The organism is Mycobacterium sp. MUNTM1 (assembly GCF_054660795.1).
Genome location: NZ_BAAGDE010000017.1, coordinates 22892 through 49791, shown reverse-complemented (window position 1 = coordinate 49791; position 26900 = coordinate 22892). Strand labels below are relative to the sequence as shown.

The window sequence follows — 26900 nt, the reverse complement described above, 5'->3', positions numbered from 1 at the left end:
GCTGACGTTCCCGGCGCCGACACCCGGCTCGCCGTCTTGCTGAAGCCTCCCCGGGTACCGCCACCAGCGCATAGTACATGATGTGCATATCTTGCAGTGCATGCAACATTTGCTACTGGTGTTTCAGGTCACTTTGTGAAGATGCTGTTCACCAGCGCCGCAGCACGCTCAACATAGGGCATCGGCGTGTCGGCGGTTTCATTTGCCTCGCCGCTGGCCCACCTCTCGATGCCGGAACGCACCGCCGTCAGTGCCAGGGCGGAGATCAGTGCCGCCATCTCGTCGTCCGGCTTCATCGCCTGCCGGCGCACGATGATGTCGGTGAGCTGATTTTGAAACCGCTCCAGGTCGGCGAGAAACGCCGCCAACACGGCGGGAGAGGTCTTGGCGAGTTCGAGCATGTGGGCCGCATGCTCGCGTCGCGGCGGCACGTCGCGGAGGTGGTGTGCGGCCAGGGTGATCAGCTCCGCCAGCACCACCGAGTAGGGGGCGGGACCTGCGGCGACGAATTCCGCCACCAGCTCGGGGGGTATGTCCGAGGGGCCGTAGGCAAGCGCCGATTCCTTGTTGGGGAAGTAGTTGAAGAACGTGCGCGTGGCAATTCCGGCTTCGGCGCAGATTTCGTCGACCGTGACCTTGTCGAATCCGCGTTGCAGCGTGAGGCGCACCGCGGCGTCCCGGATGTCGGCGCTCGTCTGGCGCCGACGGCGCTCTCGCAGCCCTATGGGATTGCCCATACCCCATATAGTTGCACGTTGTGCACACTTTGCAGTCAAAAGGTGCCGCGTTCGGGGTCGATTTCGGGGTCGATGGCGTCGTGGGGCACGTCCGGCGGCAACGATTGCCGATCGGGATCGGTGGCCGAAGCGACGGAGGGGTCGGCCCGCTATGGATCTATAACTCGTTGTGGTGCAACGTAATCCGGCTCAGCACTCCGGATGATGGCGGTCATCCGCTGGGCGCGAGTGCGCCCCGCAGGTAATCGCATTGGCTTTCGAAGAACCGCGTCGATACCGGCGCCTTTTCGGCGATCTGATCGAACGCATGAAAAGCACCCGGCACGATTTCCTCCTGGACCGGCACGCCCGCCTCGCGCAGGCGACGCGCGTATTCCAGGCTCTCTTGATAGAAGAGATCCAGCGTTCCGACTCCGATCCAGGCGGGCGGCAAACCCGAAAGATCCTTCCGGCGAGCCGGTGCCGCCTCCTCGGGATCGGCCCCGTTGAGGTACCACTGCCACGCCAGTTGATTGTCGGATTCGGTCCACATGAGGCGCCTTGGGCCGTCGCGCGTGGCGCCGGTGCGATCGTCGAGCATCGGATACACCAACATTTGGAAGGCGATCCGGACGTCGTTGCGGTCGAGCGCTCGCTGGGCGACCGCGGCCGCGAAATGTCCACCGGCGCTGGCGCCGCCGATGGCCAACCGATCAGGGTCGACCCACGACTGGCGGGCCATCCACAGCAGGGCGGCATAACAGTCTTCGACCGGTATCGGATACGGGTGTTCGGGAGCCAATCGGTGTTCTACCGCTGCAATCGCGAACCCGGTGCGCTGAGACAGCTTGCGCAGGTACTTATCGTCCTGGGCCGCGTGGCCCATGATGGTGGCGCCGCCGTGGATCCACAGCAGCGCGGGTGCGCGGTCGGGAAGGCCGGCCGGGCGATGCAGGCGGACGGTGACGTGCTGGTTGACGGCGGCGACGGGCACGCTGCGGAGGCGTCCCGCATTGCCCATCAGGTTCATGACGGCGCGCTGCAACTTCATACCGCGGTGCAGGGAGTAGCCGCGCGGCACGAATCGCGCCATCTTGCGAAGGCCGGGGTCTACAACCCGTGGGGACGTGAAGTCGTTGTCGGGGAGCCTGTTTGCCATCGAAGCCCCTAAACCCTAGCGCCGGCAGACATCGCTGACCATACAGGAACGGGCTTGGTGTCCAGGGCGGTTACGGCGACTCGCTCGGGTCCGCGACCAGTGCGCGCACCGCGCGATCGAACATGGTCTGTTTGATCGCGCCTAGTGTGCCCGGGTCTTTGCCCTGTAGGGGCCGGACCAGGTCGAGGGCCGTGTCGGTGACCGCATCCTCGGAGCAGGCGGCGTCGACGATGCCGAGGTGTTCTGCGTCGGGGCCGCTGAAGCGTCGGCCGGTGGTCATCGAGGCGACGGCGGCTCGGGGCGTGAGTTTGGCTTGGATGAGCGCGGCCATGCCGGGGTTGAACGGGATGCGGATGTCGACCTCGGGAAAACAGAAGTACCCGCGATCTGCGCGCATCACGCGAAAGTCGTGGGCGACGGCCAGCATCGCGCCGGCGCCGAACGCGTGACCCACCACCGCGGCCGCGGTGGGCACGGGCAGCGTCAGCATGCGTGCCAGCAGCTGGTGCACCCGGCCGATGTACCACTGACCTTGGTCGGTGTGAGCGCCCAGCCATTCCAGGTCCAGGCCGTTGGAGTAGAACTTTCCGCCCGCGGTTGTGACCAGCCCCTGGGCGCCGTCGGAGACGGCTTGGTCGAGCGCACCATCGATGTCGTCCAGAAACGCAGGGGAGAAACGGTTCTCGTCCTCGCCCAGGCGCACGATGGCGATTTTGTCGGCGTAGTCCAATGTCACTGTCATCTGTGCCTCCTGAGTTGCGCTGGTAGTTAGGAAGGTTCGTCACCCACGCCGCTGTCGCGCTGTGGGCCCTACCGTGAGCACCGCGCGCACGGCCGCGCGCAGCTGCGCCCGCGCGATGGCACTCCCAAGCCTGTCGCGGCGCAGCAGCAGCGCGGTGGGCAGGTCGACGACACAGCTCGTGATCGCGTCCACCGCCGCGGCGTCCTTGCGGTCCCAGACCGCGAGGGCGAGCCGCACCATCAACGCGACGAGTAGCTTGTCGAGGCGCCGCAGCTCATCGGCGACATCGCCGGGAACGTCGCCGGCGAGCACCTCCTCGCGCCGCACGCGCAGCACGAGCGTCGATGAGCCGGGATGCCGCTCGGTGAACACCACCGCCGCGTCGGCGGCGGCCACCACGGCCTCGACGGGGTCGCCACCGGTCATCGCTTCGTCGACCAACGCGGTCTGCACCGCCAAAAATCGCTGGCCCGCCCGCAGCCACGCCTGGCCCATCAGGCCGCCCCGCGACGTAAACGTGTGGTACACAGCCCCGTTGGACATACTGACCGCCGCGCTGACCGCTCGGATGGTCACCGCTGATGGGCCCGCCCGTGCCACCAAGTCCTCGACGGCGTCGAGCACGGCGTCGCGATCGTGGACACGGGGGCGTGGCATGCGGCCACAATAACAGAGCGAATGCTCTGTTATTTTCGCCCGGCCGCTATAGGGCTTCGGGCCGCGGCCGCCAAGTACTGGGCATCATCGGGACGGCCGTCGCTCCGCCGAACGCGCCACCGGTCAGCCTGGCCAACCCCGCCGCACGCTGCTTGGTGTCTGTTGTCGCGGTGGCGCCGAGTCCCAGCGGCGCGGCGGCCTGGCCAGATGTCGCCGAGGAATTCGCCTGTGTCGCGGCGCTCGACGGAGCCGTCTCCAATGCGGCGCCTAAGTCCAGGAATTCGTAGCGGTAGCCGCGATCAATGCGCTTAGGTGCTTTTCGCCTGCGTTGGCGAACCTGCTGCTTGGTCATGGCCGGTGCCGCCGCGGCGTCCGCGGCCGCGACGGCACCGGAGGCGGGCTTTTTGGCCTTGCCGGGGGCGTTCATCTCAGCTGCAGTGCCCAGAACGCCGACCAAATACGGGGACATGAAACCGGTTGCGGACATCGCGCTTTCGGGTCCCACCAACGCCGGCGGCGGCCCGGGTGGGCCGCTGGGCACGGTCGCGGCGATGGATGTGGGCGCCGGGGCCGCAGGTGCGTGCAGCGGGGCAGGTGTAATCGTGGGTGCGGCGCCAGCGGCGGTCATTGGCGGGACTTCGGGCAGGGGCATTGTGGTCGGCGGCAAGGGGACTGGCGTGATCGCGGGCGCCGGCCCCGCCGCGGCCACGGCTGCGAGTCCGGCCAAGCCGCCCGCCGCGCCGGCGGGAACAGCCACGAGTGGGACGGCCAACCCCAGGGTGTAAATCGGATTGCTGAGAAAGAAACTCAGAAGTCCCACCGGGTTGAAGAGAAGCAGATTGATGAATACGAGCGTTCGGTGAATCACGAATTGGAGAGCGAGCATGACGATCGCCTCGAGCAGTTGCGCGGGGTTGTGCGCGTACATCGGGATCAAGGTTTCCACGCGTGACAGGAACATCGAGAGGCTCGGATGCATAGACCAGCCCTGCGGGGAAAACGGGTTGAACGGAAAGAGCGCTTCAAGCCACTCCTGAAGATTTTGGGGCAGTGACGTTCCCATGATGTAGGGATTGCCGCCCATTCCTGATCCACCGCTCATCCCGGAACCGGAATTCATGCCGCCGGAATTCATGTCGGCGCTCATGATCTGCGGCGCCGCCATGGTCCGCGGAGCGGCGGCGACTGCCGTTGTCGAGACGGCCTGATAGGTACTCATGGTGGTCGCGGCTTGGACCCACATGCGCGAGTAGTCGGCCTCGTTGAGCGCAATCGGGATGGTGTTGACGCCGAAGAAGTTTGTCGACACCAGCACCGCGTGCATCGCGTGGTTGGCCGCGAGCTCGCCCAACGTCGGCATCGCGGCCAGTGCAGCCGTGTACGCAGTTGCGGTGGTCTCTTGTGCGGTCGCCGTCGCGGCGCTGTCGGCACTTGCCTGCACCAACCAGGCGAGATAGGGCGCGTGTGCGCTGACATATTGCGCGGCGCTCGGGCCTTCCCATGCACCGGCCTGGACCTCACCAAGTAGCGCTGTGAGTTGGCTTGCCGCCGAGGCGTACTCGGTACTCAACGAGCTCCATGCGCTCGCGGCGGCGAGTAGCGGCCCCGGTCCTGGGCCGCTGGATAGCAGCGCCGAGTGTATTTCTGGTGGAAAAGCCAGCCAGATTGGCGCGGTCATCGCCGGTCCGTCCGGGCGGGCCGGCGCCGCGCCGACATGTCATCGCGGAGGGGTGGCACCGCTGCTCCTTTCCGGCTGGAGCCCACCCACGCCGACGTTGCACGACCATGCGGGCACAGGGCTGGTGATGAGCCGCAGGCACAGAGTCTAGAACCACCAACTTCCGCAAATGCGGAGAAAATGCTGGCAAATATCTGTAAATAAGGAGCAGACGAGCGCCGGTTAGCATCGGGTGTCCGGATGTCGATGGGGAGGGCAAAGGTTTGGCTGCGATACCCGTCATCGCGCTCACCGGCCATCTCGGGGCCGGCAAGACGACGCTGCTCAACCACCTGCTGCGACATCCCGGTACACGAATCGGCGTGGTGGTCAACGACTTCGGTGATATCAACATCGACGCCGGTCTGGTGGCGGGGCAGGTCGACGAGCCGGCCTCAATCGCCGGCGGATGCATCTGCTGCCTGCCCGACGATGGTGGGCTCGATGAGGCATTGATCAAGCTCGCTGACCCGGCGCGGGGCCTTGACGCCATCGTCGTCGAGGCCAGCGGCCTGGCCGACCCGGTGGCGATCGCGCGGATCATCGGCTTCAGCGAGATCCGTGGCGTCCGTCCGGGCGGACTCGTCGACGTCGTCGATGCCGCGAACCATTTCGACACCGTCGACTGCGGCACATTGCCGCCGGTGCGCTACGGTGCGGCCTCGCTGATTGTTGTCAACAAGCTCGACAAGATTCCCGAGGATGAGCGATCCGCGGTGATCCGGCGCGTCACAGAGCGGGCGGCACAACGCAATCCGCGCGTACATGTCGTCGGCACTACGGCCGGCCGGATCGATCCGGAGCTGCTCTTCGACGCGTCGGTCACGACCGATCAGGCTACCCAGCTTTCGTTTCTGGATCTGGAGCCCGAGCACGACCTTGACCACGTCCACGCCGATGCCGTCACGGTCAGCGGTGCGGGCTGCGTCGACCCCGATGCCCTGGTGGACCTTCTCGAAGACCCACCACCGCAGGTATTCAGGATGAAGGGCGTTGTGGCGGTGCGCCACCGAGCGGCTGTCCGCGACCATGTCGTCAACCTGGTCGGCGGCGCGATCGATATCGGGAAGGCGCCACCGGGGGCGGCGGCCAATTGTCTGGTGGCGATCGGGATGCATCTCGACATCGCCGGCGTCCGTGCGCGACTGGACAACGCGCTGCTGCCGACGTCTGGGCCGGCGTCGAGGCAGGCGCTACGAAGGTTACGGAGGTACCGGCGGCCCGGAGCGTGAGACGCGATCCGGCAAGATACGTCGTGATGTCATCTTCGCTGGGCGACGTGCTCGCCACCTTGGAGCTCGAGCGCGTCGACCAGTGGGTCTTCGTCGGGCAGCAACTACCTGCACCCGCCAACCACATTCTCGGCGGCCATATCTCCGCCCAGGCCCTGTTGGCGGCAAGCCACACCGCGCCGGGTCGCACCCCGCACAGCGTCCACACGTACTTCCTGCGGCCTGGCGACTCGCGTCGGCCGGTGGACTTCGAAGTCGTCGACCTTCAAGAAGGCCGGACGTTTTCGTCGCGACGGGTCACTGCGCGCCAAGACGGCAAGATTCTGATGGAGGCGATGTCGTCGTTCAAAGTCGCCGATTCGGCGCCCGCCCAGGTCGTCTATCAACCACCCATGCCCGAGGCTCCCGGCCCGGAATCGCTGCCCTGGGTTGCTCCGCATCTGGCCGAGTCCGACGCGGGCGCCCAAGGGCGGTGGTCAAGCCTGCGCTGGTTCGAGCGCCGGATCATCGCCACCGACATCACGCCACCCGCGCGGGCGCCGATGTGGTGGCGGCCCGACGGCGACGTTCCCGACGATCCGGCGCTGACCGCCAGCCTGGTGGCCTACCTCTCGGCGGTGACCTTGACCGAGCCGGCGTACGCGGCCCGAGGCGGTGTCGGGGCGTCGGCTCAGCGCGACCATTCGGTGTGGTTCCACGCGCCGGCCGCGCTGACGGATTGGCTGCTCTACGACCGGTCGTCACCGAGTAGCGCCGGGCCGCTGGCGCTGGCGAGTGGGATGATGTTCAACCGCAACGGCGAATTGGTGTGCACGGTGAAGCAGGAGATGTACTTTCCGCCGCACAACGTCTAGGGCGCGTCAAAAGCATTGCCGTGCACAGGGATTCGTCACAGTGACGTATTGCGGGCGACAAGCGGGAAGGGGAGCAGTGGGTTCGCGGCCCCGTTCCGGGCTTGCGGCACCCTGGCGAGCCGTGACGTCACCCCCGCCGAGTGTGACGAAAGTCAACCGGCAACAGTGACGTAGCTCATAGCTTGACCGGAGTCAGTTGGGGAATCCTGGCCGTTCGTTTGCATATCTATCCAATGGCTGGGAGCGCGATGGCCGACCTCGACTTTGCCTATGACCTGACCCTCGACGAGGCGCGTAGGCGCAGCGCGATGTTCGAAGCGATGGGTGACGACTGGGACCCGATCGCTGTGCTGAGCGAGGAAGATCAGGCGTACGACATGCTGTACTCGAACCTGGATGAGCAGCAGCAACGCGTCTACGACGAGTTGGTCCGCGCCGGCGTCCTGCCCGAAAGAACCGCTGCTCGTGCTACCGATTGATCCGACCGCCGATCGCGGCCGCCGGGCATGGTTGCCCTGCCCGCGCTGCGATCACGGCGCCAGGTGTGGTGATTGCCGAAGCAGTCGCAACTGCGATACGCACTGGCAGTATCTCCTGAGCAACAAGGGCACCCTGGTGCATCTGCAGTGCTCGGATTGCGGCCATCTCTGGTCGACCGACACGCACCGCCGCTCGCGCCCCAGGTCGTGGGGGCACAAGCCGAACTAATACCGGCCGACGCCACATTTCAATGGCCCTGCGCCGCAACGCTATTCGTCACAGTGACGTATTGACGGCGATGAGCGGAAAGGGGAAAGGGGCCGTCTGGGGTGGTGCCGGCAGGCGAAACCTTGATGTGGGGCATGGGCCGTCGATGGCGGCCTCGTTTGGGATTGGACCTTGAAGCCCGGTGTGTCCGACGCCCGGTGCTGCGCACCACCGAGGCGGTCGCCGGAGATGCTTCTCGAAAGCGCCTGCGGTGCAGGGCAATTCGTCACTGTGACGTATCGAGCTGGTGCGCGCTCAACTTGGTGGGAGGGGTAAGTGCAACCCGTTGCACGCGCAATCGGACCACCCGGTGGCCACTGCTCAATCGCCGGCGGCGTCCGGCGTCGGCGCCCGTCGATAACGGCTATCCGCGCGGCGGTACGGGCGGTGGGGCGACTGAGCAAAAGGCGATCACCGCCCGCGGAGCGGGCTTGAGCCGGTTCGGCGTTGTGCCGATAAGCGACATTATGTCAAGTCGAACACTGCATATTGCAACAGATGAATCACCACTGGTGCTCGTGTTGGCCGCCACTCGACCAGGTCGTACATCGACACGCTGCACTCGTAGCGCAGCCGTGGGGTCTGTATGCCAACTCAGGGGTGCGCCACCTAGAGACTAATAGGTGACAGCGGCGGTCCGCGCCGTGTGGGCGTCCTTTGTCAGGTCGAACTCATCAACTATGACGCCAGCTCGGTCCCCAGCGCGGGGACCAGGAACTGTCGGCACTGCTGGCTAACGTAGTGACTCCCAAGGACGAAGCAGGAGCTATCGATGTTCGATGACGAGGTGGACTATCCCACTGCTGTGGCTAGCTATGACGACCACGGTGTAGCTGAGGCCATCCGCTGGTGCGCGTCCCACATGGAGAAGGGCGACACCCTCACCATTTGGACCAAGCTAAAGTCCAACCTGCGCAACTGCAACGCGTTGGACCGACTAGTCAGCAGCCACTCCGACGTCGAGCATGTGACCGGCAGAGGAGGCGGGTACCTGCCCGGCCATGGTGCCGTGCTGATGGCCTGGCCGGACATGGACGACATCGGCGAGCTGGTCCGATTCAGCAGTCACATGATCCGCGGGCTTTGCGTCATCACTTGGAACGCCGACCGGATTCGGCCGTGGGTGACGCAGATGCGACCTGACATCCTCGGCGACGGTTCGGAGTGGGAGAACGTGACGCCGGAGTTGGACCCGGTGGTGATTGAGGCGATGAAGAGCCTCACGCTGACGATCAACCACAACAACACTATCGCGGCGGGCTACGAGAAGGACGACGTCGTGGGTGTGCTCCTCGCGCTCCGCGATGCCGGCATCTCGATGGATGGCGACGCGATGCAGGGATGGGCGCTTGCCCACGGCTGGTCCGGCAAGAACCCGGCATTGCTGGCCAAGTACGTCGAGGACATCAACCGCGGCAAGCGCCCTCGGTGTAATCGACTGATCCGCTCCGACTACATCGACCACCTGAGGGAACGAGTGGCCGGAGGCGTCGAGGACGGCGAGGAGTGACCGTGCCCGTAACCTCGTGCCTGTCCTCCCTCCGACTTGCCGAAGTTGATCACGTCCATCCGTCGCCAGACTTTCTTTCAGGCTGTCGGAGGCACTTCAAGATTCGTTGCCTCAACTCGGCGACCTCGTCACGAAGCTCGGGCCGATCCTCCATTTGACCGGTCACGTTATGTCGGGCGAAGTTGACGTGGCTGGCATCGCTGTCGAAGATCTGGCCGATTCTTTGCACTGAGAGTTTGGAGAATTCGAAACATAAGTACATTGCGACCAGCCGGACTTGACGTTTTCGTCGGGTTGCGGGTTTGCAACTGAGTTCGGCGAGCGTCAGGCCGTAGAAGTTGGTGGTGACGTCGGCAGCGACGTGGGCATCGCGCAACGTCCCGTCCCCCGGAAGGCCGCGACGCAGACAGTCTTCGACGAAAGTCATGTCGGGCCTCACCATCGCTCGGCGAGCAAGGGTGACGACCTCGTCCAACGTTTCCGTCAATTGTGCAAAATCCTCTGCTGGCCGGCTGGCGAGGAGCTCGATTACGTTGTCGGGCAGGAAGTACCGTCGCTCATCCGCGACCTGACGCAACACATCGATGCGAGTCGAAAGAACGCCCAGGCGCCCAAATGCCGGCATTCACTCAATCCTTACTAGCAGTAAACTGCTCCATTTGCGCATGTTATGTTGTCCTGCAATGGCTTTCGGTTTAACCTGCGGCCAGTTGGGTTGGCGGTTTTGCTCCGTCGTCTGAGTCTGGACTTTAGCGGTAAGGGATTTGAGGGCATAAATCCTCGCGCACTCTCGGCCGCGGCGTGCCGACTCCGATACCAAATCATCTGCACTGCCCGGTGCGGGACCGAAACGCACACTCGCGCGTGAACCACCAGAGCCGCTCCCCCACCGCATTTCGATCGATCTACTACTGTCCGGGAGGAATTCGGTGGGATCGAATATGGCGGGTTACCAGTAAAGTACGCACTATCGCGTTGTTGCTCAACGCCTTTCAGGTCGGCGACGTCCAGCCATTAGTGGTCCGGGTGAGTAACCGCACGTAGGTCCAGCTGAGGTATCCCGGAGAAGTCACCTGGGTTGCACGTGTACAACGGCACACCGTGCGCGACGGCACTGGCCGCGATGAGCGCGTCATAGGCCCGCGCGGCCGGTTTGCGACCCGAAGTACGCAACGCGGCAGCGACAACCCCAAATGCCCGCGCACTCTCTGCGTCGAACGGAAGGATCTCGAAATCCGCCTCCGCCTGCTGCAGGTGTTGCTGCCGCGCGCTACGTTCCGCAGCTGTCGGCGCGACATGCGGTCCCACAGACAGCTCAGCGAGGGTGATGGCACTTATCACGGACTCGTTTGGCAGCTCGTCCGGATCCGCCAGGCGCCCGAGCAGAATCACGGTGGACGTGTCGAGCATGCCTCTTGACTGGTCGACTGATCCCGTCACAGCGCTGGGTCCATCAGGCTGTCCACATCCGAGCGCAATGCCTCGACGTCCACGCGCGGCAGGTTTCGGCGACGGCGAATCAGTTCAGTCGGACTGACACTGCGACGCGGTAACGGGCTCAGCTCGGCCACCGCCGCACCATCACGCGTCACCACGATCCGCTCACCCCGCTCCACTCTGCGCAGCACTTCCCCACCGTGATTCCGCAGGTCGCGGACCGTCACCACCTCGGTCATGCATCCAATCGTATCACCGGTGAGACATATCCGTGCGCAGCTGACAGCAAACCCGGGCGATACGTTGGCGCCCATCCACCACCGACCCGATGCCGACAGGCTCGCAGCCACTCAGAAGGCACGGCGCCCCCAACGAGTGTGCTGACGCTACTTCGTTCGCTGGGAATACGGCTGAATGGAAGCTGGCGGGTTACCAGTAAAGTGTCGCCTAGTGCAGCCGCTCTACCAGCGTGAATCTCGATCGATCGAACGCCCGCTGAGATCGTTCCGGTTCGACTGCGAATTTCAGCCGGATCCGGCGCGCGCCGCGGGTGAGCGGCTACTACCACTGTGGCGCGAAGCTGCGTCGGCCTAACCCATCGTCAAGATTGCGCCCGCGGCGATGCCAATCACCGTCACAAAGGACACCAAGATCACCGTGATCGCCGCGCGCACGATCTCTTCTTCCGTGAGTCTCGGGCGCGGCTTCAAGTCGACGCGAACGGTGCCCCTTGGGCAGCCAATTGCGTTCACTTTCGCGACCGCCAGAAGGAGATCGTCATGCCCGTCTGCTGCGTCTTCCTTGACTGGGTTGTGCGCGGCGATTGCGGTCGTCATATCAGTCCCCCGGGCCTGCGGACGCCGATTGGCGTTACTCGACGGTCGAAAGCTTTCTCGTATACCCGAAGATACGAGTGCGAGATCACGATTGCGGTAACGATCCTTAACGGTCACGGCACACAGTCCTGCTCCCGCACTGCGCCGCGAGCAGTGATGCAACAACTTCAGATGCCAAGGCTAAAGCGTTGTGCTCGGTCAATGGTCGACTCGGGTGCGGCCACCCATTTCCCGACGAGACGAGGCCATCGTCGCGCACACTAGGACGCGCATCCGACGCTTGGAGGACCGATACCCGAATGACCACGGTCGCCGAATTCGACATCATCATCGTGGGAGCGGGCAGCGCGGGCTGCCTGCTCGCCAACAGGCTCAGCGCCGACCCGGATCGGCGCGTGCTCTTGATCGAAGCCGGCGGCAAGGATGACTGGTTCTGGATCAAGGTGCCGGTGGGCTATCTGTACACGATCGCCAACCCCCGCACCGACTGGTGCTTCACCACCGAGCCCGACCCCGGCCTGGCCGGCCGCAGCATTCACTACGCGCGGGGCCGGGTGATCGGCGGCTGCTCGTCGATCAATGCGATGATCCACATGCGCGGACAGGCGAGTGATTACGAGCTCTGGGCAAGGGCCACCGGTGACGAGCGCTGGCTCTGGGGCGGCCCGGACCGTCCCGGCGAGACACTGGCGATCTATCGAAAGTTGGAAAACTACTTCGGCGGAGCCGACGACTGGCACGGCGCCGGTGGTGAGATCCGCGTCGAGCTGCCGCGGGTGCGCTGGAAGATCTTGGATGCCTGGCAGGCCGCCGCCGCCCAGGTGGGCATCTCCCCGATCGAGGAATTCAACCAGGGCGACAACGCCGGCTGTGCGTATTTTCACGTCAACCAGCGGCGCGGCCGCCGCTGGTCGATGGCCGATGCCTTCTTGCATCCCATCGCCCATCGGCCGAATCTCACCGTCTACACGCATACTCAGTCCTTGCGGCTCTTGCTGGACGACCGGGTCTACGAGGATCAGCGTCGGGGCGCCTGGACCACGGCCCAGCACCACGTCACCGGTGTGCGCCTGCTCAAAGGCGGCCAAATCGTCGACGTCCGGGCACGCCGGGAGGTCATCCTGAGCGCCGGAGCTATTGGGTCGCCGCATCTGATGCAGGTCTCGGGTCTGGGCCCGGCAGGCCTACTGAAGCAGCATCAGGTGCCGGTCGCCGTCGATCTGCCCGGAGTGGGCGAAAACCTGCAAGACCACTTGCAGATTCGGACGATCTACCGGATCCGGGGCGCGCCGACCGTCAACACGCTGTACCGGAATTGGATCAGCCGTGCGGGCATGGGACTGCAGTACCTGTTATTTCGATCGGGGCCCATGACCATGCCGCCTTCCACACTCGGGGCGTTCGCCAAAAGTGACCCCGCGCTAGCCAGTTCGGATTTGGAATGGCATGTGCAGCCCCTGTCCTTACCGAAGTTCGGCGAACCCCTGCACCCCTTCGGAGCGATCACTCCCTCGGTTTGCAACCTGCGGCCCACCTCGCGTGGCCATGTGCGCATGGCCAATGCAGATCCGCTGACCAACCCGAAGATTTTCTGTAACTACCTGTCGACTGACGCGGATCGTCAAATCGCCGTGCGAGGCCTCCGGATGACCCGGCAGATCATGGCGGCGCCGGCCCTCGCCCGCTATTGCCCCCAGGAGTTGCTTCCCGGCCTCCAACTGGTGAGCGACGAAGAGCTGCAGAAGTCGGCCAGTGAACTGGGGACGACAATCTTCCACCCGGTGGGCACCTGCGCGATGGGAGCCTTCGACGCCCACGGCCGGCCGCGAGAGTCCGCCACGGTGCTTGACACCGACTGCCGTGTATATCGCGTCGCCGGCCTGCGAGTCGTCGATGCGTCGGCCATACCGACCATCATTTCTGGCAACACGAACGCGCCGACCATGCTCATCGCCGAACGTGCGGCGCGGGCGATCGTGGAACAAGCCGGTTGACACCGAGACATCAATCTGCTTGCACGCCGGGTGGTTTCGCATGTGACGTCCGAGGTCATAGCGGAACGGTCACCGTACGGTATCCATTTGGGAATGCAACCGCGTTTCGGCTAGCGCAGGTCTATCGGTAACAACAGTCACATCGTTAACATCGCGCGATGCACAATGTGCTTCCGCCGGCCGGCGATGTGCGGCTGCGAACGACCTCCCGCCGCGACGCGCTGCGCTACGCTGCGGCGTTGGCCGGTCTGGGTGCCGCATCAATGGCCTTCGGCATGCCCACGGCGGCCGCCGCCGCTACTCCCCAACTGATCGACTTCGCCGCGCGCCAGATTCCGCCGCAGCAGATCCGGGCTGCCGGATATAGCGGGGTGATCAATTACGTTTCGGCGTCGCGTCCTGGCTCATCGTTTGGCGCCAAGCCGATCACTCGGACTTACGCCGACTCGTTGAAAGCCGCGGGCCTGGTGATCGTCAGTAACTACCAATACGGCAAGCCGGGTGGGTCAGCCCCGTCGGACTTCACGCGAGGCTACGTTGGCGGTATCGCGGACGCGCGCACCGCGTGGCAGCTGCACACCGCCGCCGGCGGCGGCCAGAGTGCGCCGATTTTCTTCACCATCGACGAGGACATCAATCGCGACACCTGGAATCACACCGCGCTGCCGTGGTTTCGCGGAATTAACTCGGTTCTCGGGGTTCAGCGCACTGGGGTCTACGGAGGCATCAGGGTATGCCAGTGGGCCGCGGCTGACGGCGTTATCGGGTCGTCGAGCACACCTGGCCGCCGGTGGGCCTGGCAAACTCGAGCCTGGTCCGGTGATCAGGTCCACCCCGCAGCTGTTCTCTACCAGCGCGTCGTGAGCACCGCGTCCAATCCCGGCCCGAAGGTCGGCGGACTCGAAGTGGACGTCAACGACGTCCTGGCCCCCGACTGCGGCCAGTGGAACCTCCATGCGGGTCGCCCAGGCGGCGATGTGCGATAGGTGTTGCTGCCACTTCCGGCAAGACGAACGCGCCGGTCATGCTCATCGCAGCGCGCGCCGCGCGAGGCCGTGGAATAAGTCGATTAGCGCCGCCATTCCCGGCAGGCGCCATTCAGCAAACTTCAGGTTTGAAAATCCGGGCTTTGGATAGACCTCAATCCAACTGCCGCTCCTGGATAGCCGGCACCTCAGGAAGGGAGCCCGACGTGGCGTTCTCACACATCGCATCGAAAACAATGACAGCGACAGCTGCCCTGGCGGCGGCCGGAATCCTCGCGGCGACGCCGGCATTCGCCGATCCGCAAGTGCTGCAATTCGGGCAGCAGGCAGAGCTGTCCAGTAACGGTGGCACCATCGACTACACCGTGAGCAACCTGCAGCCCAGTGGCCACAACGACGGGATTTGGTACTCCGACGTCACGGCCAAAGGCGTGAGCGGTAACGCGACTCCGAACATTGCCGACTTCAACGCTCGGGCCGTCAACAGCTCCACATTCGCGGTGATGAAGGGCAACCAGACCGACGGCCTTCCTGAGGGGCCACTCCCCTTAGGCACCCCTGTTACGGGACGCATCTACTTCGACGTGCGCAACGGTACGAACCCCGACAGTGTCGTCTATCGGGACGCCGGGGGCACGGACAAGGTCGTCTGGAAGGGTAGTTCGTAGGCCCCAAGGTCTCGCCACGGGACAAGCCCGATGTCGGACCCCGCTGCACTGCTGGTGTCACGTTCCCGACCGCGACGTCGTGGCTCACGATGTTTGCAGTTCGCTGAACGCCTGACTCGGGCTACAGCCCGGACGGCACGGGCTTGCCGTTAACCGTCACCTCGACCTGGCCGGTCTTCTGGTTGTATCCGATCGTGCCGTGCTCGAAGTTCGACACGAGCAGATCGCCGACGACGTTCTGATCGCTGGTCGGATAGCCCAGCGGACCTGCCGAACCGTTGGTGCCGGTGACCGCAGGCACGCCGTCCGGATCGCGGGGGACGTTCCAGGCCTCCCGGATTTTGCCCAGGGTGATATAGGCGGGCGTGCCGGGCTGGTCGTTCTTAGCGGTGATGACCCCGCCTTGGAACTGCTGGAATACCAGGCCGCTGTCGCGTGTCCCCGCGTTGCGGTCACCCGTGAGCGGCTTGCCGAGAGCCTTCTTCTGGTCATCGGTGGCCGACGAGTACTTGACAGCGATCGGGCCGGTCAAAGTCACCTCGACGTCGCGCTCCCCGATGAGTTTCACCTCGGTGGGCTGCGCTGGGGTTTGAGACGTGGAGGTGGCGTTCACTCCGACGTGAGGCGGTGCCGATGCGTTGCTGCTCTTCCCGTTGCTGCAGCCCACGGCGACCAGCGCGACGGCGGCTAGGCCGGCGATTGCCGCGTGACGGTATGTGATCGTTCTCAAGGGGCTTCCTCCCGCGTCTTCCCGTGGTGTCGTAGCTCCCGAACGAACTTACGCCGCGGTCATGGACGGCGAGCCAGAGCACCTCGGTAGGGAGGGCCGTTCGGGCGACGCCGCGCAGTAGACGCGGCAATGCGTTCGGCCGTCCGGAAGCCGTCGAAGATCTAGTGCGCAGTCGCCTTTAGCTGCACGGATATTGCCCGTTGAGCACACAATTCGTCGGTGGCGAGTAAGAACCGCTCAGCACGCCCCTTAGGCCACCTGTGGCCGAACCGCCGGGTGGAATGACGCGATTCCAATTCGCGGGGGTCAGAACGTAGTGCGTGCCAGATTGGGTAACGGTGCTGTTCCACGTGTGCAGGACGGATTGTCCCGGCGGCATATCGAATTCGATCTTCCAATCGGAGAGCGGCGCCACGCTGGCGTTGGTAACGGTGAAGTTGGCGATGAAACCGGTCTGCCACGTATGTGCCACCGACAACGTCGCCGTGGCCGCAGCCGCATGGGCCGCGGGGCTGATGGCGAGTCCGAGGATGGCAACCATCAGTGCCGACACGGTGACGTGAAGCGCTGTGCGCCAGCGCTTCACGCAATTGTTCTGTCGGTCCATAGCTGCCAACACTAGAGCCAACGCGCGATATCGGCCCTCGCGTCGCGGGGTAAGCTGCCGTACCTTTGCCCAACCGAGACCGTCGTGAAATTCTGGCCTCGATCGCCGGTGCCGTTAGTCGAGACGGCAGCGAGCCAAGCGGTTCCGGCGGGCAAGAGCCGCTTCGTCTTCTCTAAAAGTTCAAGATTCCGTGGTAGTACTCGTCGATGCGATCACGGCGTTGGAGCCAGATCCGGCGTATCCGCGAGTGGCTGGCGCTCAGCGCGTCGATCGCGCTGATTCCCTGGACCGTCTATCTCGCATTAACGCTGCCGCAGAGCTACACCGCCCAGCACTGGCAGGCAACCTGGGTCGGCTTTGATCTATTGCTGTTGGCTTTCCTGCTCGCGACCGCCGCGCTCGGCTTCGCCCGGCACCGCCTGCTACCGCTGTTCGCGTTTGCGACAGGCGTTCTTCTGCTCTGCGATGCCTGGTTCGACATGCTGACCGCCCGGCGTGGTGACTTTGCAGTGTCGGTGCTAACCGCCGTCCTCGGTGAGCTACCGCTGGCGACGGTGCTGATCGGCGGCAGCGTGCGCATTGCGCGCCTGCAGGCGGCCGGCCCACTCGGCCGTCACTGGTGGCCTCTGCGACGGCGCCGTCGACTTCGGCAGATCCCAACTGACTTCTCGGCTAACGGCCGAAAAGCGGCCGATTCAACTGTTTCCACGCAACTCCTGCGCCGGTGATCGTAGGCTCCGGACATGCGTGCGCGCCGTCATGCCATCGGGGTGATTATCGGCGTGGTTGCGACTGGCGTCGCCGCGACGGCATGCACCAAGAACACCGCCGGACGCGCGGCACCGACCAGCCGTGTCGGCAGCTCGCAGATCAGCGCGTCGCCGCCGCCATCGTCGGCCCCTGCGGTGCCGACCGGCTGGCCGGTCGGCACGGCGACAATGAAGGTCAGTGGTGGCAGCGCCCCGGTGACGATCCGTTACCGCATCAACGGCGGCCCCGAGCAGACCGAGACCAATGTGCCCCTGCCATGGGAAAAGCAGTACCCCGTCTACAACGAACTGGAGTCGCAGGTATCCGCCGACGGCGGGGACGTCGCCCTCATCTGCACGATCATCATGGATGGCGACAAGCTCGTGTCCCTCAAAAGCGAACCGCGGCCCGTTTGTAACTTCGCCTACTGGGGTTAGCCGTCACTCGCGCGTTGACGGCGAAGGGGTCGGAAGTCCACTCGAAACTCGTCTAAGCAATACGCCAAGCAAAAGGTCACGTTACAGTCCAGCTAACCGGCGAGCAGGGAGCACGCTGCAACTGGCGGGATCGGCGATGATCACAATCGATGAGTTCTCACGGGTCGTTTCAGAGGTCTACGCCTCGTCGATGGATCCCGCGAACTGGACGGTGGCGATGGCCGAAATCAGTCGTGTGCTCGACGCGACGGGCAGCGGCCTCGTGGTCGGCGCGGGCAGTGGCTGCCCGGTCATGCTGGGGGCCGGCATGCCGGCGGAGGCAGTCGAGACCTACGGGCAGTATTACTACGCGATCGACTTCATCCTGCACGCCTGCGAGAACAGCCCTGTCGGCCTGATCCGCGGTGGGCGGGAACTCGTTGCGAGCAAGACGAACTCAGAGTTCTATGCCGATTGGCAGAGTCCGTTCGAACTCACCGACGGATTGTTCGTACAACTGTCGGCGGGGCCGACACCCATAAGTTTCGCCATCTCGGCGCCGCACCGAAGTGAGTGTTTCGATACCGCCGAACGGGTGCAGTTCGTCGGCGCGTTGATTCCCCACCTCCAGCAAGCGCTTCGCACCCAAGCCCACCTCGCGGCGTTGGGCGAAACTGCAATCGGTGTCACTCAGGTGGTCGACGCCCTCCGACACGGCGTCGCCATCATCGGAACCACACGCCGTGTCCAGCATCTCAACTCCGCGGCCGAACGAATTTTCAACGCCGGCGACGGGCTGTGCATCCGCGCGGGCAACATCGCGGCGACCCGCACAGCAACTGAACAGCACCTGCAGAGCAGCATCACCCGGTCGCTTGTCGAGCAGCGATGTGGGGCTCGAAGCGGCGATTCGCTCGCGGTTGGTCGCCCGTCCGGGAAGCGTCCGTACGTCATACATGGGGTGCCGCTTGCCACGCCGGCAGACCAGCCGTCGGCGGCGAAAGCATTGGTGATGATCGTCGACCCCGAGCAGCAGCACGAACCGCCAAAAATCTTGATAAGACGCCTTTTCGGGCTCACGAATGCCGAAGCCGATGTCGCGCTGCGGGTCATCAACGGTGGGGGTCTGAAACCAATCGCGGCGGACCTGGCGCTCTCAACGGCGACGGTCAAGACGCACCTGCAGCATGTATTCGAAAAGACCGACACCCACCGCCAAGCCGAGCTGGTGCGTTTGCTGCTGGCCATCCTTCTGTAGGAGCGTTCAGGCCGGCCGCGGCTGTCCATCGTCGGCTATCGGCAGTGACCAGTGAGACTCGAACGATGCCTGAGACCACTGGGACCGAGCAACCCAAGCCATCCCCCGACACCCCACCAGCTGGACGCCGATTGTCGCGTCCGTGCCATATCTTGGATCGTCCGAGACCCGATCGACCGAGACGGAGGGCATGTGCTGGACGACGACACCACGCTGTCGCCTGCCGACCTGCTCGAACTCAATCGTGGCCTTCAGAGCTCGCCGACGGTTCGCCTGCTCGCCACGCTGAACCTCAACCTTTACGCCACCCTGATGGAGCGCCAACTCAGCGGCGGCGTGGTCCCCGAGACCGACCTTGTCGTACGCCTCGAGCGCGATCTCGCCGAACTCGATCAGGCCGGTGAGCAGTCCGGCCTGGCCCTGATCAAGTCCTGGGCGAGCCAGGGCTGGCTGCACCGCGTCGCCGACCAGCGCTCCGGCGTCGAACGCAACCTGTGTTACCTGACCCAGGAGGCGCGCCGGGCGCTCGACTTCCTGCGCGGCATGCGGCGGCAGGACAGCATCGCCACCGGCGGGTCGATCAACGGCATCGCATCCCGCCTCAAGCAAGTCGCGTTGCGCGTCGGCAATGACCCCGACCGCATCCGCGCCGGTATAGCAGCCGAAATCGCCGCGCTACAAACCGAACTCGATGCCCTGGATCAAGGGGTCGACTCGGGTGAGCGCAGCCACGACGTGGACCTCACCGACGCCTACGACGAGGCCCACGCGATTGCGCTGCAGATGGAACGCCTGATCACCGACATCGGTCAGTACGGGACCATGATCGAACGAGCCACCGCCGCCCTCGACGAGCCGATCGACAGCAACGTCGAATACCGCGACCGGCAGCGACGCATGTACGCCGACTACGAGGCCGCCTGGGACTCCCAGGGTCGCGACTCACACCGCGCCTTCCTGCGCATGATCAACGACCCCGACCAGCGCGCCGAGTTCGAGGCCGACGTCGCCGCGGTCGCCGAGGCGCTCCCCGCCCTCGACCCGGCGCTGCGCAAGGTGATGGCCGGCTTCTTCGAACTGGTCGGCCATCAGATCGACGAGGTGGAACGCATCCAGCAGCGCTGCGCGCAGCGCGTCAAACGGTTCACCGCATTCGGCACCCTCGAACAGAGCCGCGGCGTGGCCCGTCAGCTCAACGAGGCCATCGGCGCCGCCCGTAACCTGCTCAAAACCTCGCTGACCGACTCCCGGCTGGACATCGAACTCCCCCTGGCCCGCCACGCGTTCAGTTCGGTAGGCGCGCTGAGCTTTAGGATCGGCGACCTGTCCAATCCGAAGCCGGCTCAGGTCGCCGAGGGCGAGGTCGACCTGAGCAGCTTCGCCGCGCTCACCACCCAGGTCGACGCGCCCGCGATGTCCGAGATGATCAACGCCGCAATCAGTTCCGGTGCGAAGCTGTCGCTCCCGGATGCGGTCGCAATGCTCGATTCGGCTTACCTCGGCCACGTCATCGTGCTGTGGTCCTGGGCGCTCAAACAACCGGAATGCGCACGGGGTTCCGAGTCGGTCACGGTCCGCTTTCGGTCCCTGGACGGGCGTGACCGCGAAATGGAGGTGCCGCACTTGATGTTCACCGAACCGGTTTCCACCCTGCTGGGGGCTACCGCGTGACCGTCGAAGAGACCTTTAAAGAGACCGCGGACTACAGCGGGTTTTCCGCACTCCCCCAGGTCGACCAGACGGCCCGCGCCCCGCACCAGCGGCGACCCCGGTTCGACGGCGACGTATCCGAGCTGCCCGACCGTGCCTGCTGGGCTCTGCAACAGTTGCTGACGCGCCGCTACATCAGCGCCGAAGCCGACCGCGACCTCTATACCTGGGTGCTGGAGTACCGGGCCCAACTGGCGGTCAGGCTCTCCGAGCTGGATCTGTTGCTGCGCATCGTCGAGGGCGCTGACGTCGCGTTCGTCGAGCAGGCGCGCTACGAATCCGCCCGGGGCGTAAAGCTTTTGCGCCGCGAACCGCTGGGCACCTATGACTCGATCCTGGCGCTGCACCTGGCGCAGATGATGCGCGCCTCGGGCGATCAGGCGGTCGTGATCAGCCGCGACGAAATGCACGGGCTGTTCTCCGGCGTGCTCAACGACGTCGACCGCGACGCTGTCACCTTCACCGCGCGCATCGACGGCGCCATCGCGCGGCTGGCGTCTCTGGAGATCTTGCGCAAGACCCGCGACGACGAGGACAGCTACACCGTGAGCCCGGTCATCAACGCCGTCATGACGGCCTCGGTGATCACCGAGTTGCAGCAGCAGTTCGAGATCCTGCTGGGCGGCGGCGTGCCCGAGGAGCAGGGCCGCGACGACGAGGAGGAGCGCGAGGATGACTGAACAGTTCCATTTGTCGCGTCTGCAGGTCATCAACTGGGGTGTCTTCGATGGGTATCACTCCATCGGATTCAGCGAGGGCGGCGCACTGATCGCCGGCGCCTCCGGCAGCGGCAAATCCTCACTGCTGGACGCTATTTCGCTCGGCTTCCTGCCGTTCAACCGGCGTAACTTCAACGCCTCCGGCGACAACACCGCCGCCGGGTCGAGCGCGGGCCGGCGGACCGTCGACAAATACGTCCGCGGCGCGTGGGGCCAGCGCAGCGACGGCGGCACCAGCAAGGTCATGTACCTGCGCGGTGACGGCACCGCCTGGTCGGCGATCGCCGTCACCTACCGCAGCAACACCGGCCGCACCGTCACCGGATTGGTGCTCAAGTGGCTCACCGGCGAATCTCGGTCGGACTCCTCCAGCCGGTTCGTGCTGGCCGACGGCGATCGCGATATCGAGCACGTCTGCAACCGCTGGGCCGCGGGCCGCTTCGACGCCGCGGTGTTCAAAGACGACTGGCGGTTTTCCACCAAGGTGGAATCGCAGTACCTCGCCCAGCTCTACGCCACCATCGGCATCCGCGCCTCCGACGCCGCGCAGCAGCTGCTCGGCAAGGCTAAATCGCTGAAAAGCGTTGGCGGGCTTGAGCAATTTGTTCGGGAGTTCATGCTCGACGAGCCCAGCAGCCTGACCCGGCTGCCCGAAGCGCTCAAGCAGATCGACCCCTTGGTCGACGCGCGTGAACTGCTGGCCGTCGCGCAGCGCAAACGCAAGATCCTCGGCGACATCGAAAAGATTCAGCAGCGCTACGCCTCGGAGTCCTCCGACTTGGGCATCATCGACCTCGTCGACCAGCCGATGGTCCGCGCCTACACCGATCACGTCCGCCTCGCGCAGTGCCCCGCCCAGATCGAATCGCTCGACGCCACCATCGACCAGCTCGGCAACGAATACGAAGACCTCACCCGTCAGCTCAATCTCGCCAAGGCCGAGGGTGATTCGCTGAACGCGCAGATCGGCGGATCCAGCACCAGCCTGGGGCCGCTGCAGTCGCAGGTGGCCGCCGCCGAGGCGCACGCCGAACAGGTGTCGCGCCGGCGCACCGCCTACGAATCCATGCTCAACACACACGGTCTGGACATCCCGGACACCGCCGACGAATTCTGGAATCTGCGCGAGGAACTCAGCACTCGGGCCACCGAGCTGCTGGCCAAACTGGACCGCGGCCGGGAAGCCTCGACCGATGCCGAGTACGCCCAGAAGGTCGCCCGCATTGCCCGCGACGATGCCGCCAAGGAACTCAAACGCGTCGAGCGCGTCGGCTCGGCGCTGCCGGAGTTCGCGCTCACCATGCGCGAACACATCTGTGCCGCTGTGGGTATCGATCCCGGTGAGCTGCCCTATATCGCCGAGCTGATGGATCTGCGGCCCGAGCAGAGCCGGTGGCGCGTCGCGGTCGAAAAGGTGCTGCGCGGTGTGGGCCTGCGGCTGTTGGTGCCCGACAGTCACTACGCGGCGGTGCTGCGGTTCGTCAACGACACCAACATGGGTGGGCGACTGCAGCTGCACCACGTCCGCACCCGGTTCGTCGGCGCGGAGGTCGCCGAGGCCGAGCCGAATACGTTGGCGGGCAAGCTGTTTGTGGTCGACCCGACCCATGACTGCGCCGCCGAGGCCGCCGACGTGATCGCCGCCGCCGGCGATCACATCTGCGTCGACTCCCCCGATGTGTTCTCCCGGTTCCGGCGCGCCGTCACCGACACCGGCCTGTACAAGGACTCCGAGCGCCTGGCCATCAAGGACGACCGCCGCCCGCTCAAGCAGGCCGACTACATCTACCAGGGCGATGTCGCCGCCAAGGTCGACGCGCTGACCGTGGACCTCGCCAACGCCGAAGAGGCGTTTCGCCGGGCCCGCAGCGTCGCCGACGAGATCGCCGCCGAGCGTCAGCAATGGCGGGACCGGGCCGCGGCGTTCAAGGCGATCTGCGATCAGTTCGAGCAGTGGACCCAGGTCGACACCGAGACCGCCGACGGGCACGCCGACCGGCTGCGCGAACAGTTCGAGCTGCTGCTGGCCAACAATCCCGATATCGAGGCCCTCACCGCGCGGGCCGAGGAGTGCTGGGAGCAAATCCAGGCACTGATGACCCGCCGCGGCGCCATCCAGACCCGCCGCGCCGATCTCGACGCTCGCCGCACCCAACTGCTCGAGTTGCAGGAACGGCTGGCTCCGGCGTTCGTGTCCGAGCCGCTGACCGACCTGCTGAACCGCTACGCCGCCGACGTGCCGGTTTCCCTCGACATGCTCAACCCGGAACCGCACCGCGACGCGGTCTTCACCGCGATCCGGCGGGAACGCGAGCAGCTGCGTGAAAGCCGCAGGCGCTCATACGATGAGCTCGCGCGCATCCTCAACACGTTCGACACCGCGTTTCCCGACGCCATCCCCAACGACAGCGACGTGTTCGACGAACGCGTGCACGATTACGTCGCGTTGTGCCGTCACATCGACGAGCGGGAACTGCCCGAGGCCTACGAGCGGATGATGCGGCTGGTCACCGAGCAGGCGCCCGACGCCATCTTGACGCTGCACCGGGTTGCCGAGCAGGAGGCGCGGCGAATCAGCGAGCAGATCGAACGGGTCAACACCGGACTGGGGGCGGTGGAGTTCAACCGCGGCACCCGGCTCACCCTGCGCGCGACCTCGCGCAGCCTGACCGCGGTGGCCGAACTCACCGAGATCGTGCGGGCCATCTCACGGCGCATCGCCGAGGTCGGCCTCGGCGACAAGCAGGCCATCCTGGACCAGTACGCCGACATCCTGCGGCTACGCAACCGGTTGGCGTCGACCGCGCCGGAAGACAAGGCCTGGACCCGCGACGCCCTCGACGTCCGCAACCGGTTCACCTTCGACTGCGCCGAATGGGACGTCAGCAGCGACGAGCTGATCCGCACCCACAGCAACGCCGGCGACAACTCGGGTGGCGAGCAGGAGAAGCTGATGGCCTTCTGCCTGGCCGGTGCGTTGAGCTTCAACCTGGCCAACCCCGAAAGTGCCGACAACAAACCGGTTTTCGCCCAGCTGATGCTCGATGAGGCGTTCTCCAAGTCCGACCCACAGTTCGCCCAGCAGGCGTTGCAGGCCTTCCGCAAGTTCGGTTTCCAGCTCGTCATCGTGGCGACCGTGCAGAACGCCACGACCATCCAGCCGTACATCGACAGCGTGGTGATGGTCTCCAAGCGCGAAGCCACCGGCCGCAACTCGCGCCCGGTGGCGACCGTGACCACCAAGACGATCACGGACTTCACCGCACTGCGGCAAGAGATGCGGGCATCGGCCGCGCTGGTCCCCGCCGGGGTGTGACGCCAGTCGCCGAGCCGCGGCGCCCACCGAGCCCCTTTTGGGATCGGTAGCCGAGCAAAAAAGTAAGACTTTCGCCAGCTGTCGGCGTTGAATGCCCGATAGCAGCGAAAGGACGATGCTGTGGACACTTCCCGGTGCGAGCGGGCCCTACACCTGTTGCCCGGAAGACCAAAAGACCGGGCTGCACCCCCAGACCGGCCGTGGATGTCCTGGGACGCAAGTCAACTGGGACGCGAGCCAATGCCACACCTGGTACGGCGTCGTCTGGGGGCATGGCAACGCCGCTCCCGGTATTTGGGAGGGCGGGCCGCCGCCGCCCGAGGCGGCGCGAAAGCCCTGGTGCGGGTTTCCCTTCATGTGTTCAGGAACCCCGTGAGCCCAGGGTGACGGGCTCCCCGTGTGCGTATCAGCCCGCGGGGGGACGGCATTCGTTGGCACCGGGGTCCCACCACCAGCCGTTGTCGCACGCGAGGGGTTGCGGCCCGACACCGAGGGGCCGGCACACGTTCGCCGTCGGGTCCCACCACTGGCCGGGGTCGCACGCCAAGGGTTGCGGGCCGACTCCGAGCGGTCGGCAGACCTTGCCGGTCGGGTCCCACCACTCGCCTTCTCCGCAGTCGGCCTTGCTCACCGCGGGCGTCATGATCGTCACCGCCGCCATCGACGCGAACGCCAACATGACGATGACTACAAATTGACGAACGAACGTCCTCATCGCGGGCCTCCCATCGTTCTTTCATATCGAACCCAGCACCGGGCATACGGGTCAAGAGCATTTTTGGCGATCGAGTAGTGGAGGTGGGCGGCTTTTGCCGATGAATTCGGCGCCGTCCACCGGTCAGACCTTCCGGACGGACAAATCGAAAGCAAAGGTGGAGCTATGACCCCGACAAACACGGCGTTGCCGCCGGTCGTCGATCACCGCACCTGGCGCGCCGCGCTCGACGAATTACGCAAACGCGAGAAAGCCGCCACTCGCGAACTCGATGCGGTCGCCGCCCAGCGGCGGCGGCTGCCGATGGTCGAATTGTCCGATTACATCCTGATCGGCGCCGACGGTCCGATCCGGCTGGCCGACGTCTTCGACGGCCGATCGCAGCTGATCGTCTATCACCACATGTGGTCCGACGGCGCGCGGTGGCAATGCGGCGGATGCACGGGATTCACCTCGCAATTCACCCGGCTGGAGTTCCTCGACAACTACGACGCCCGGTTCGTCATCGTCACCAACGGACCGATCGAGGAAGCGCTCGCCTACAAGCACCGCGTCGGCAATCGCATGGACTGGTATTCGTCGTCGCAGAGCACGTTCGGCGCCGACATGGACGCGCCGCCGGGCGGCGGATTCGGGATCAACGTGTTCTTGCGCAACGGCGACACGGTGTACCGCACATGGCATACGAACGGTCGAGGCACCGAGCAGCTCAGCCATTCCTTCGGGCTGATCGACATTCTGCCGTGGGGACGTCAAGAGGAATGGCTCGACTCGCCCGAGGGTTGGCCCTCGCGGCCCACCTATTCGGGATGGCTCGACTCCCCCGATATTGCGGCCGCGTACGGATCGGACGAATCATGAGCGCCGTCGAACGGTATGTCGTCGCCCGCACCATCGCCGCGGCCCCGGCGGAGGTTTTCGCGGTCCTGGCCGACCCGTCGCGCCACCAGAACACCGAGCCCACCGACTGGGTCCGCGACGCGGTGGACACCAAGCCGATCACCGGCGCGGGACAGATGTTCGCGATGAACATGTACCTCACGCAGGCGGGTGGCGACTACGTCACCTACAACCTGGTCACGGTGTTCGACAAGGACCGTGCGATCGGTTGGATGCCGGGCCAGCTCGATGACGCCGGCAACCACACTCCCGGCGGTTGGTTCTGGCGTTACGACCTCGCCCCCAACGGTGATCGCACCGACGTCACCCTCACCTACAACTGGAGCGGCACGCCGCAGACGTTCCGGGACCGAGTCGGCCAGATGCCGATTTTCGCCGAGGATTACCTCGCCGCGTCGCTGGCCACTCTGGAGCGATCGGTCGCGAGCTGAGCAGTCAGCCGCGCGGCGTGAACGCAGGCTAGCCGCCGGGGAAATGCTGAATATGTTGTGGGACAACGATATAGATGATAACGGCACCCGTTG

27 protein-coding genes are annotated in these 26900 nt (G+C 65.2%); 15 read left to right on the top strand and 12 right to left on the bottom strand.

What is annotated here, in order from left to right; translation table 11 throughout:
• Nucleotides 1-128: 128 nt before the first annotated feature.
• The 5 genes from ACYQ8K_RS12195 to ACYQ8K_RS12175 form a co-directional block, all read right to left on the bottom strand.
• The gene (locus ACYQ8K_RS12195) at nt 129-737 is read right to left on the bottom strand and encodes a TetR family transcriptional regulator (RefSeq protein ID WP_459969217.1); all 609 of its coding nucleotides are present in this window, start codon (nt 735-737) and stop codon (nt 129-131) included.
• 211 nt (nt 738-948) lie between these two features.
• Nucleotides 949-1875, bottom strand: a complete 927-nt coding sequence (locus ACYQ8K_RS12190; RefSeq protein ID WP_459969215.1) for an alpha/beta hydrolase — start codon at nt 1873-1875, stop codon at nt 949-951.
• Nucleotides 1876-1945: 70 nt separating this feature from the next.
• Complete coding sequence (locus ACYQ8K_RS12185) at nt 1946-2617, bottom strand: enoyl-CoA hydratase-related protein (RefSeq protein WP_459969213.1); 672 nt, start codon at nt 2615-2617, stop codon at nt 1946-1948.
• Between the two features lie 39 nt (nt 2618-2656).
• Nucleotides 2657-3274 (bottom strand): TetR family transcriptional regulator, encoded by a 618-nt coding sequence (locus tag ACYQ8K_RS12180; protein ID WP_459969211.1) that lies wholly within the window; start codon nt 3272-3274, stop codon nt 2657-2659.
• Nucleotides 3275-3320: 46 nt separating this feature from the next.
• Nucleotides 3321-4952 (bottom strand): PPE domain-containing protein, encoded by a 1632-nt coding sequence (locus ACYQ8K_RS12175; protein WP_459969209.1) that lies wholly within the window; start codon nt 4950-4952, stop codon nt 3321-3323.
• A gap of 263 nt (nt 4953-5215) precedes the next feature.
• Between ACYQ8K_RS12175 and ACYQ8K_RS12170 the strand changes: the two genes are divergently transcribed.
• From ACYQ8K_RS12170 to ACYQ8K_RS12155, 4 genes are all read left to right on the top strand, one after another.
• Nucleotides 5216-6223: a CobW family GTP-binding protein gene (locus ACYQ8K_RS12170; protein ID WP_459969207.1), complete on the top strand. Its 1008-nt coding sequence runs from the start codon at nt 5216-5218 to the stop codon at nt 6221-6223.
• A 26-nt stretch (nt 6224-6249) separates the two neighbouring features.
• On the top strand, nt 6250-7077 hold the full coding sequence (locus ACYQ8K_RS12165; RefSeq protein ID WP_459969205.1) for an acyl-CoA thioesterase: 828 nt from the start codon (nt 6250-6252) through the stop codon (nt 7075-7077).
• A 248-nt stretch (nt 7078-7325) separates the two neighbouring features.
• Nucleotides 7326-7556, top strand: coding sequence for a DUF6400 family protein (locus tag ACYQ8K_RS12160; protein ID WP_459969203.1), 231 nt, complete (start codon nt 7326-7328; stop codon nt 7554-7556).
• Between the two features lie 1040 nt (nt 7557-8596).
• Complete coding sequence (locus ACYQ8K_RS12155) at nt 8597-9334, top strand: hypothetical protein (protein WP_459969201.1); 738 nt, start codon at nt 8597-8599, stop codon at nt 9332-9334.
• A gap of 49 nt (nt 9335-9383) precedes the next feature.
• Here ACYQ8K_RS12155 and ACYQ8K_RS12150 read toward each other — a convergent pair whose 3' ends face one another.
• The 4 genes from ACYQ8K_RS12150 to ACYQ8K_RS12135 all read right to left on the bottom strand — a co-directional run bounded on the left by ACYQ8K_RS12150 (nt 9384) and on the right by ACYQ8K_RS12135 (nt 11607).
• Nucleotides 9384-9959, bottom strand: a complete 576-nt coding sequence (locus ACYQ8K_RS12150; RefSeq protein WP_459969198.1) for a helix-turn-helix domain-containing protein — start codon at nt 9957-9959, stop codon at nt 9384-9386.
• A 389-nt stretch (nt 9960-10348) separates the two neighbouring features.
• Nucleotides 10349-10744 (bottom strand): PIN domain-containing protein, encoded by a 396-nt coding sequence (locus tag ACYQ8K_RS12145; protein ID WP_459969195.1) that lies wholly within the window; start codon nt 10742-10744, stop codon nt 10349-10351.
• Between the two features lie 26 nt (nt 10745-10770).
• Nucleotides 10771-11010: a type II toxin-antitoxin system Phd/YefM family antitoxin gene (locus ACYQ8K_RS12140; RefSeq protein WP_459969193.1), complete on the bottom strand. Its 240-nt coding sequence runs from the start codon at nt 11008-11010 to the stop codon at nt 10771-10773.
• Between the two features lie 351 nt (nt 11011-11361).
• On the bottom strand, nt 11362-11607 hold the full coding sequence (locus ACYQ8K_RS12135; protein ID WP_459969191.1) for a hypothetical protein: 246 nt from the start codon (nt 11605-11607) through the stop codon (nt 11362-11364).
• A 299-nt stretch (nt 11608-11906) separates the two neighbouring features.
• On the opposite strand from ACYQ8K_RS12135, the gene ACYQ8K_RS12130 reads away from it, so the two are divergent.
• The 3 genes from ACYQ8K_RS12130 (at nt 11907) to ACYQ8K_RS12120 (ending at nt 15255) form a co-directional block, all read left to right on the top strand.
• A complete protein-coding gene (locus ACYQ8K_RS12130; protein ID WP_459969189.1) occupies nt 11907-13601 on the top strand; it encodes a GMC family oxidoreductase in 1695 nt (564 codons plus the stop codon).
• A 158-nt stretch (nt 13602-13759) separates the two neighbouring features.
• Nucleotides 13760-14587 carry a DUF1906 domain-containing protein gene (locus ACYQ8K_RS12125; protein ID WP_459969187.1) on the top strand — a complete coding sequence of 276 codons (828 nt, stop codon included), beginning with the start codon at nt 13760-13762 and terminating at the stop codon, nt 14585-14587.
• A 206-nt stretch (nt 14588-14793) separates the two neighbouring features.
• Nucleotides 14794-15255, top strand: coding sequence for an MPT63 family protein (locus tag ACYQ8K_RS12120; RefSeq protein WP_459969185.1), 462 nt, complete (start codon nt 14794-14796; stop codon nt 15253-15255).
• A gap of 121 nt (nt 15256-15376) precedes the next feature.
• On the opposite strand, the gene ACYQ8K_RS12115 is transcribed toward ACYQ8K_RS12120, so the two are convergent.
• Together ACYQ8K_RS12115 and ACYQ8K_RS12110 are read right to left on the bottom strand one after the other, a co-directional pair.
• Nucleotides 15377-15985 carry an LGFP repeat-containing protein gene (locus ACYQ8K_RS12115; protein ID WP_459969183.1) on the bottom strand — a complete coding sequence of 203 codons (609 nt, stop codon included), beginning with the start codon at nt 15983-15985 and terminating at the stop codon, nt 15377-15379.
• A gap of 178 nt (nt 15986-16163) precedes the next feature.
• The gene (locus ACYQ8K_RS12110) at nt 16164-16592 is read right to left on the bottom strand and encodes a cellulose-binding domain-containing protein (RefSeq protein ID WP_459969181.1); all 429 of its coding nucleotides are present in this window, start codon (nt 16590-16592) and stop codon (nt 16164-16166) included.
• A 206-nt stretch (nt 16593-16798) separates the two neighbouring features.
• Here ACYQ8K_RS12110 and ACYQ8K_RS12105 point away from each other — a divergent pair, with 206 nt between their 5' ends.
• The 6 genes from ACYQ8K_RS12105 to ACYQ8K_RS12080 all read left to right on the top strand — a co-directional run bounded on the left by ACYQ8K_RS12105 (nt 16799) and on the right by ACYQ8K_RS12080 (nt 24761).
• A complete protein-coding gene (locus tag ACYQ8K_RS12105) occupies nt 16799-17320 on the top strand; it encodes a hypothetical protein (RefSeq protein WP_459969180.1) in 522 nt (173 codons plus the stop codon).
• A 15-nt stretch (nt 17321-17335) separates the two neighbouring features.
• On the top strand, nt 17336-17779 hold the full coding sequence (locus ACYQ8K_RS12100) for a hypothetical protein (RefSeq protein ID WP_459969178.1): 444 nt from the start codon (nt 17336-17338) through the stop codon (nt 17777-17779).
• Nucleotides 17780-17969: 190 nt separating this feature from the next.
• Nucleotides 17970-19016, top strand: coding sequence for a helix-turn-helix transcriptional regulator (locus tag ACYQ8K_RS12095; RefSeq protein ID WP_459969176.1), 1047 nt, complete (start codon nt 17970-17972; stop codon nt 19014-19016).
• 195 nt (nt 19017-19211) lie between these two features.
• Entirely contained in the window at nt 19212-20687 is a 1476-nt protein-coding gene (locus ACYQ8K_RS12090; RefSeq protein WP_459969321.1) for a DUF3375 domain-containing protein, read from the top strand.
• Nucleotides 20684-21406: a DUF4194 domain-containing protein gene (locus tag ACYQ8K_RS12085; RefSeq protein WP_459969174.1), complete on the top strand. Its 723-nt coding sequence runs from the start codon at nt 20684-20686 to the stop codon at nt 21404-21406. The genes ACYQ8K_RS12090 and ACYQ8K_RS12085 overlap by 4 nt, the downstream gene beginning before the upstream one ends.
• Nucleotides 21399-24761 (top strand): ATP-binding protein, encoded by a 3363-nt coding sequence (locus tag ACYQ8K_RS12080; protein ID WP_459969172.1) that lies wholly within the window; start codon nt 21399-21401, stop codon nt 24759-24761. Before ACYQ8K_RS12085 ends, ACYQ8K_RS12080 begins: the two co-directional genes overlap by 8 nt.
• 406 nt (nt 24762-25167) lie before the next feature.
• Here the strand turns inward: ACYQ8K_RS12080 and ACYQ8K_RS12075 are convergent, their stop codons facing one another.
• Nucleotides 25168-25476 (bottom strand): hypothetical protein, encoded by a 309-nt coding sequence (locus ACYQ8K_RS12075; RefSeq protein WP_459969170.1) that lies wholly within the window; start codon nt 25474-25476, stop codon nt 25168-25170.
• Between the two features lie 165 nt (nt 25477-25641).
• Between ACYQ8K_RS12075 and ACYQ8K_RS12070 the strand changes: the two genes are divergently transcribed.
• Nucleotides 25642-26337, top strand: coding sequence for a DUF899 domain-containing protein (locus tag ACYQ8K_RS12070; RefSeq protein ID WP_459969168.1), 696 nt, complete (start codon nt 25642-25644; stop codon nt 26335-26337).
• Entirely contained in the window at nt 26334-26807 is a 474-nt protein-coding gene (locus tag ACYQ8K_RS12065; protein WP_459969166.1) for an SRPBCC family protein, read from the top strand. Before ACYQ8K_RS12070 ends, ACYQ8K_RS12065 begins: the two co-directional genes overlap by 4 nt.
• The last annotated feature ends 93 nt before the right edge of the window (nt 26808-26900 follow it).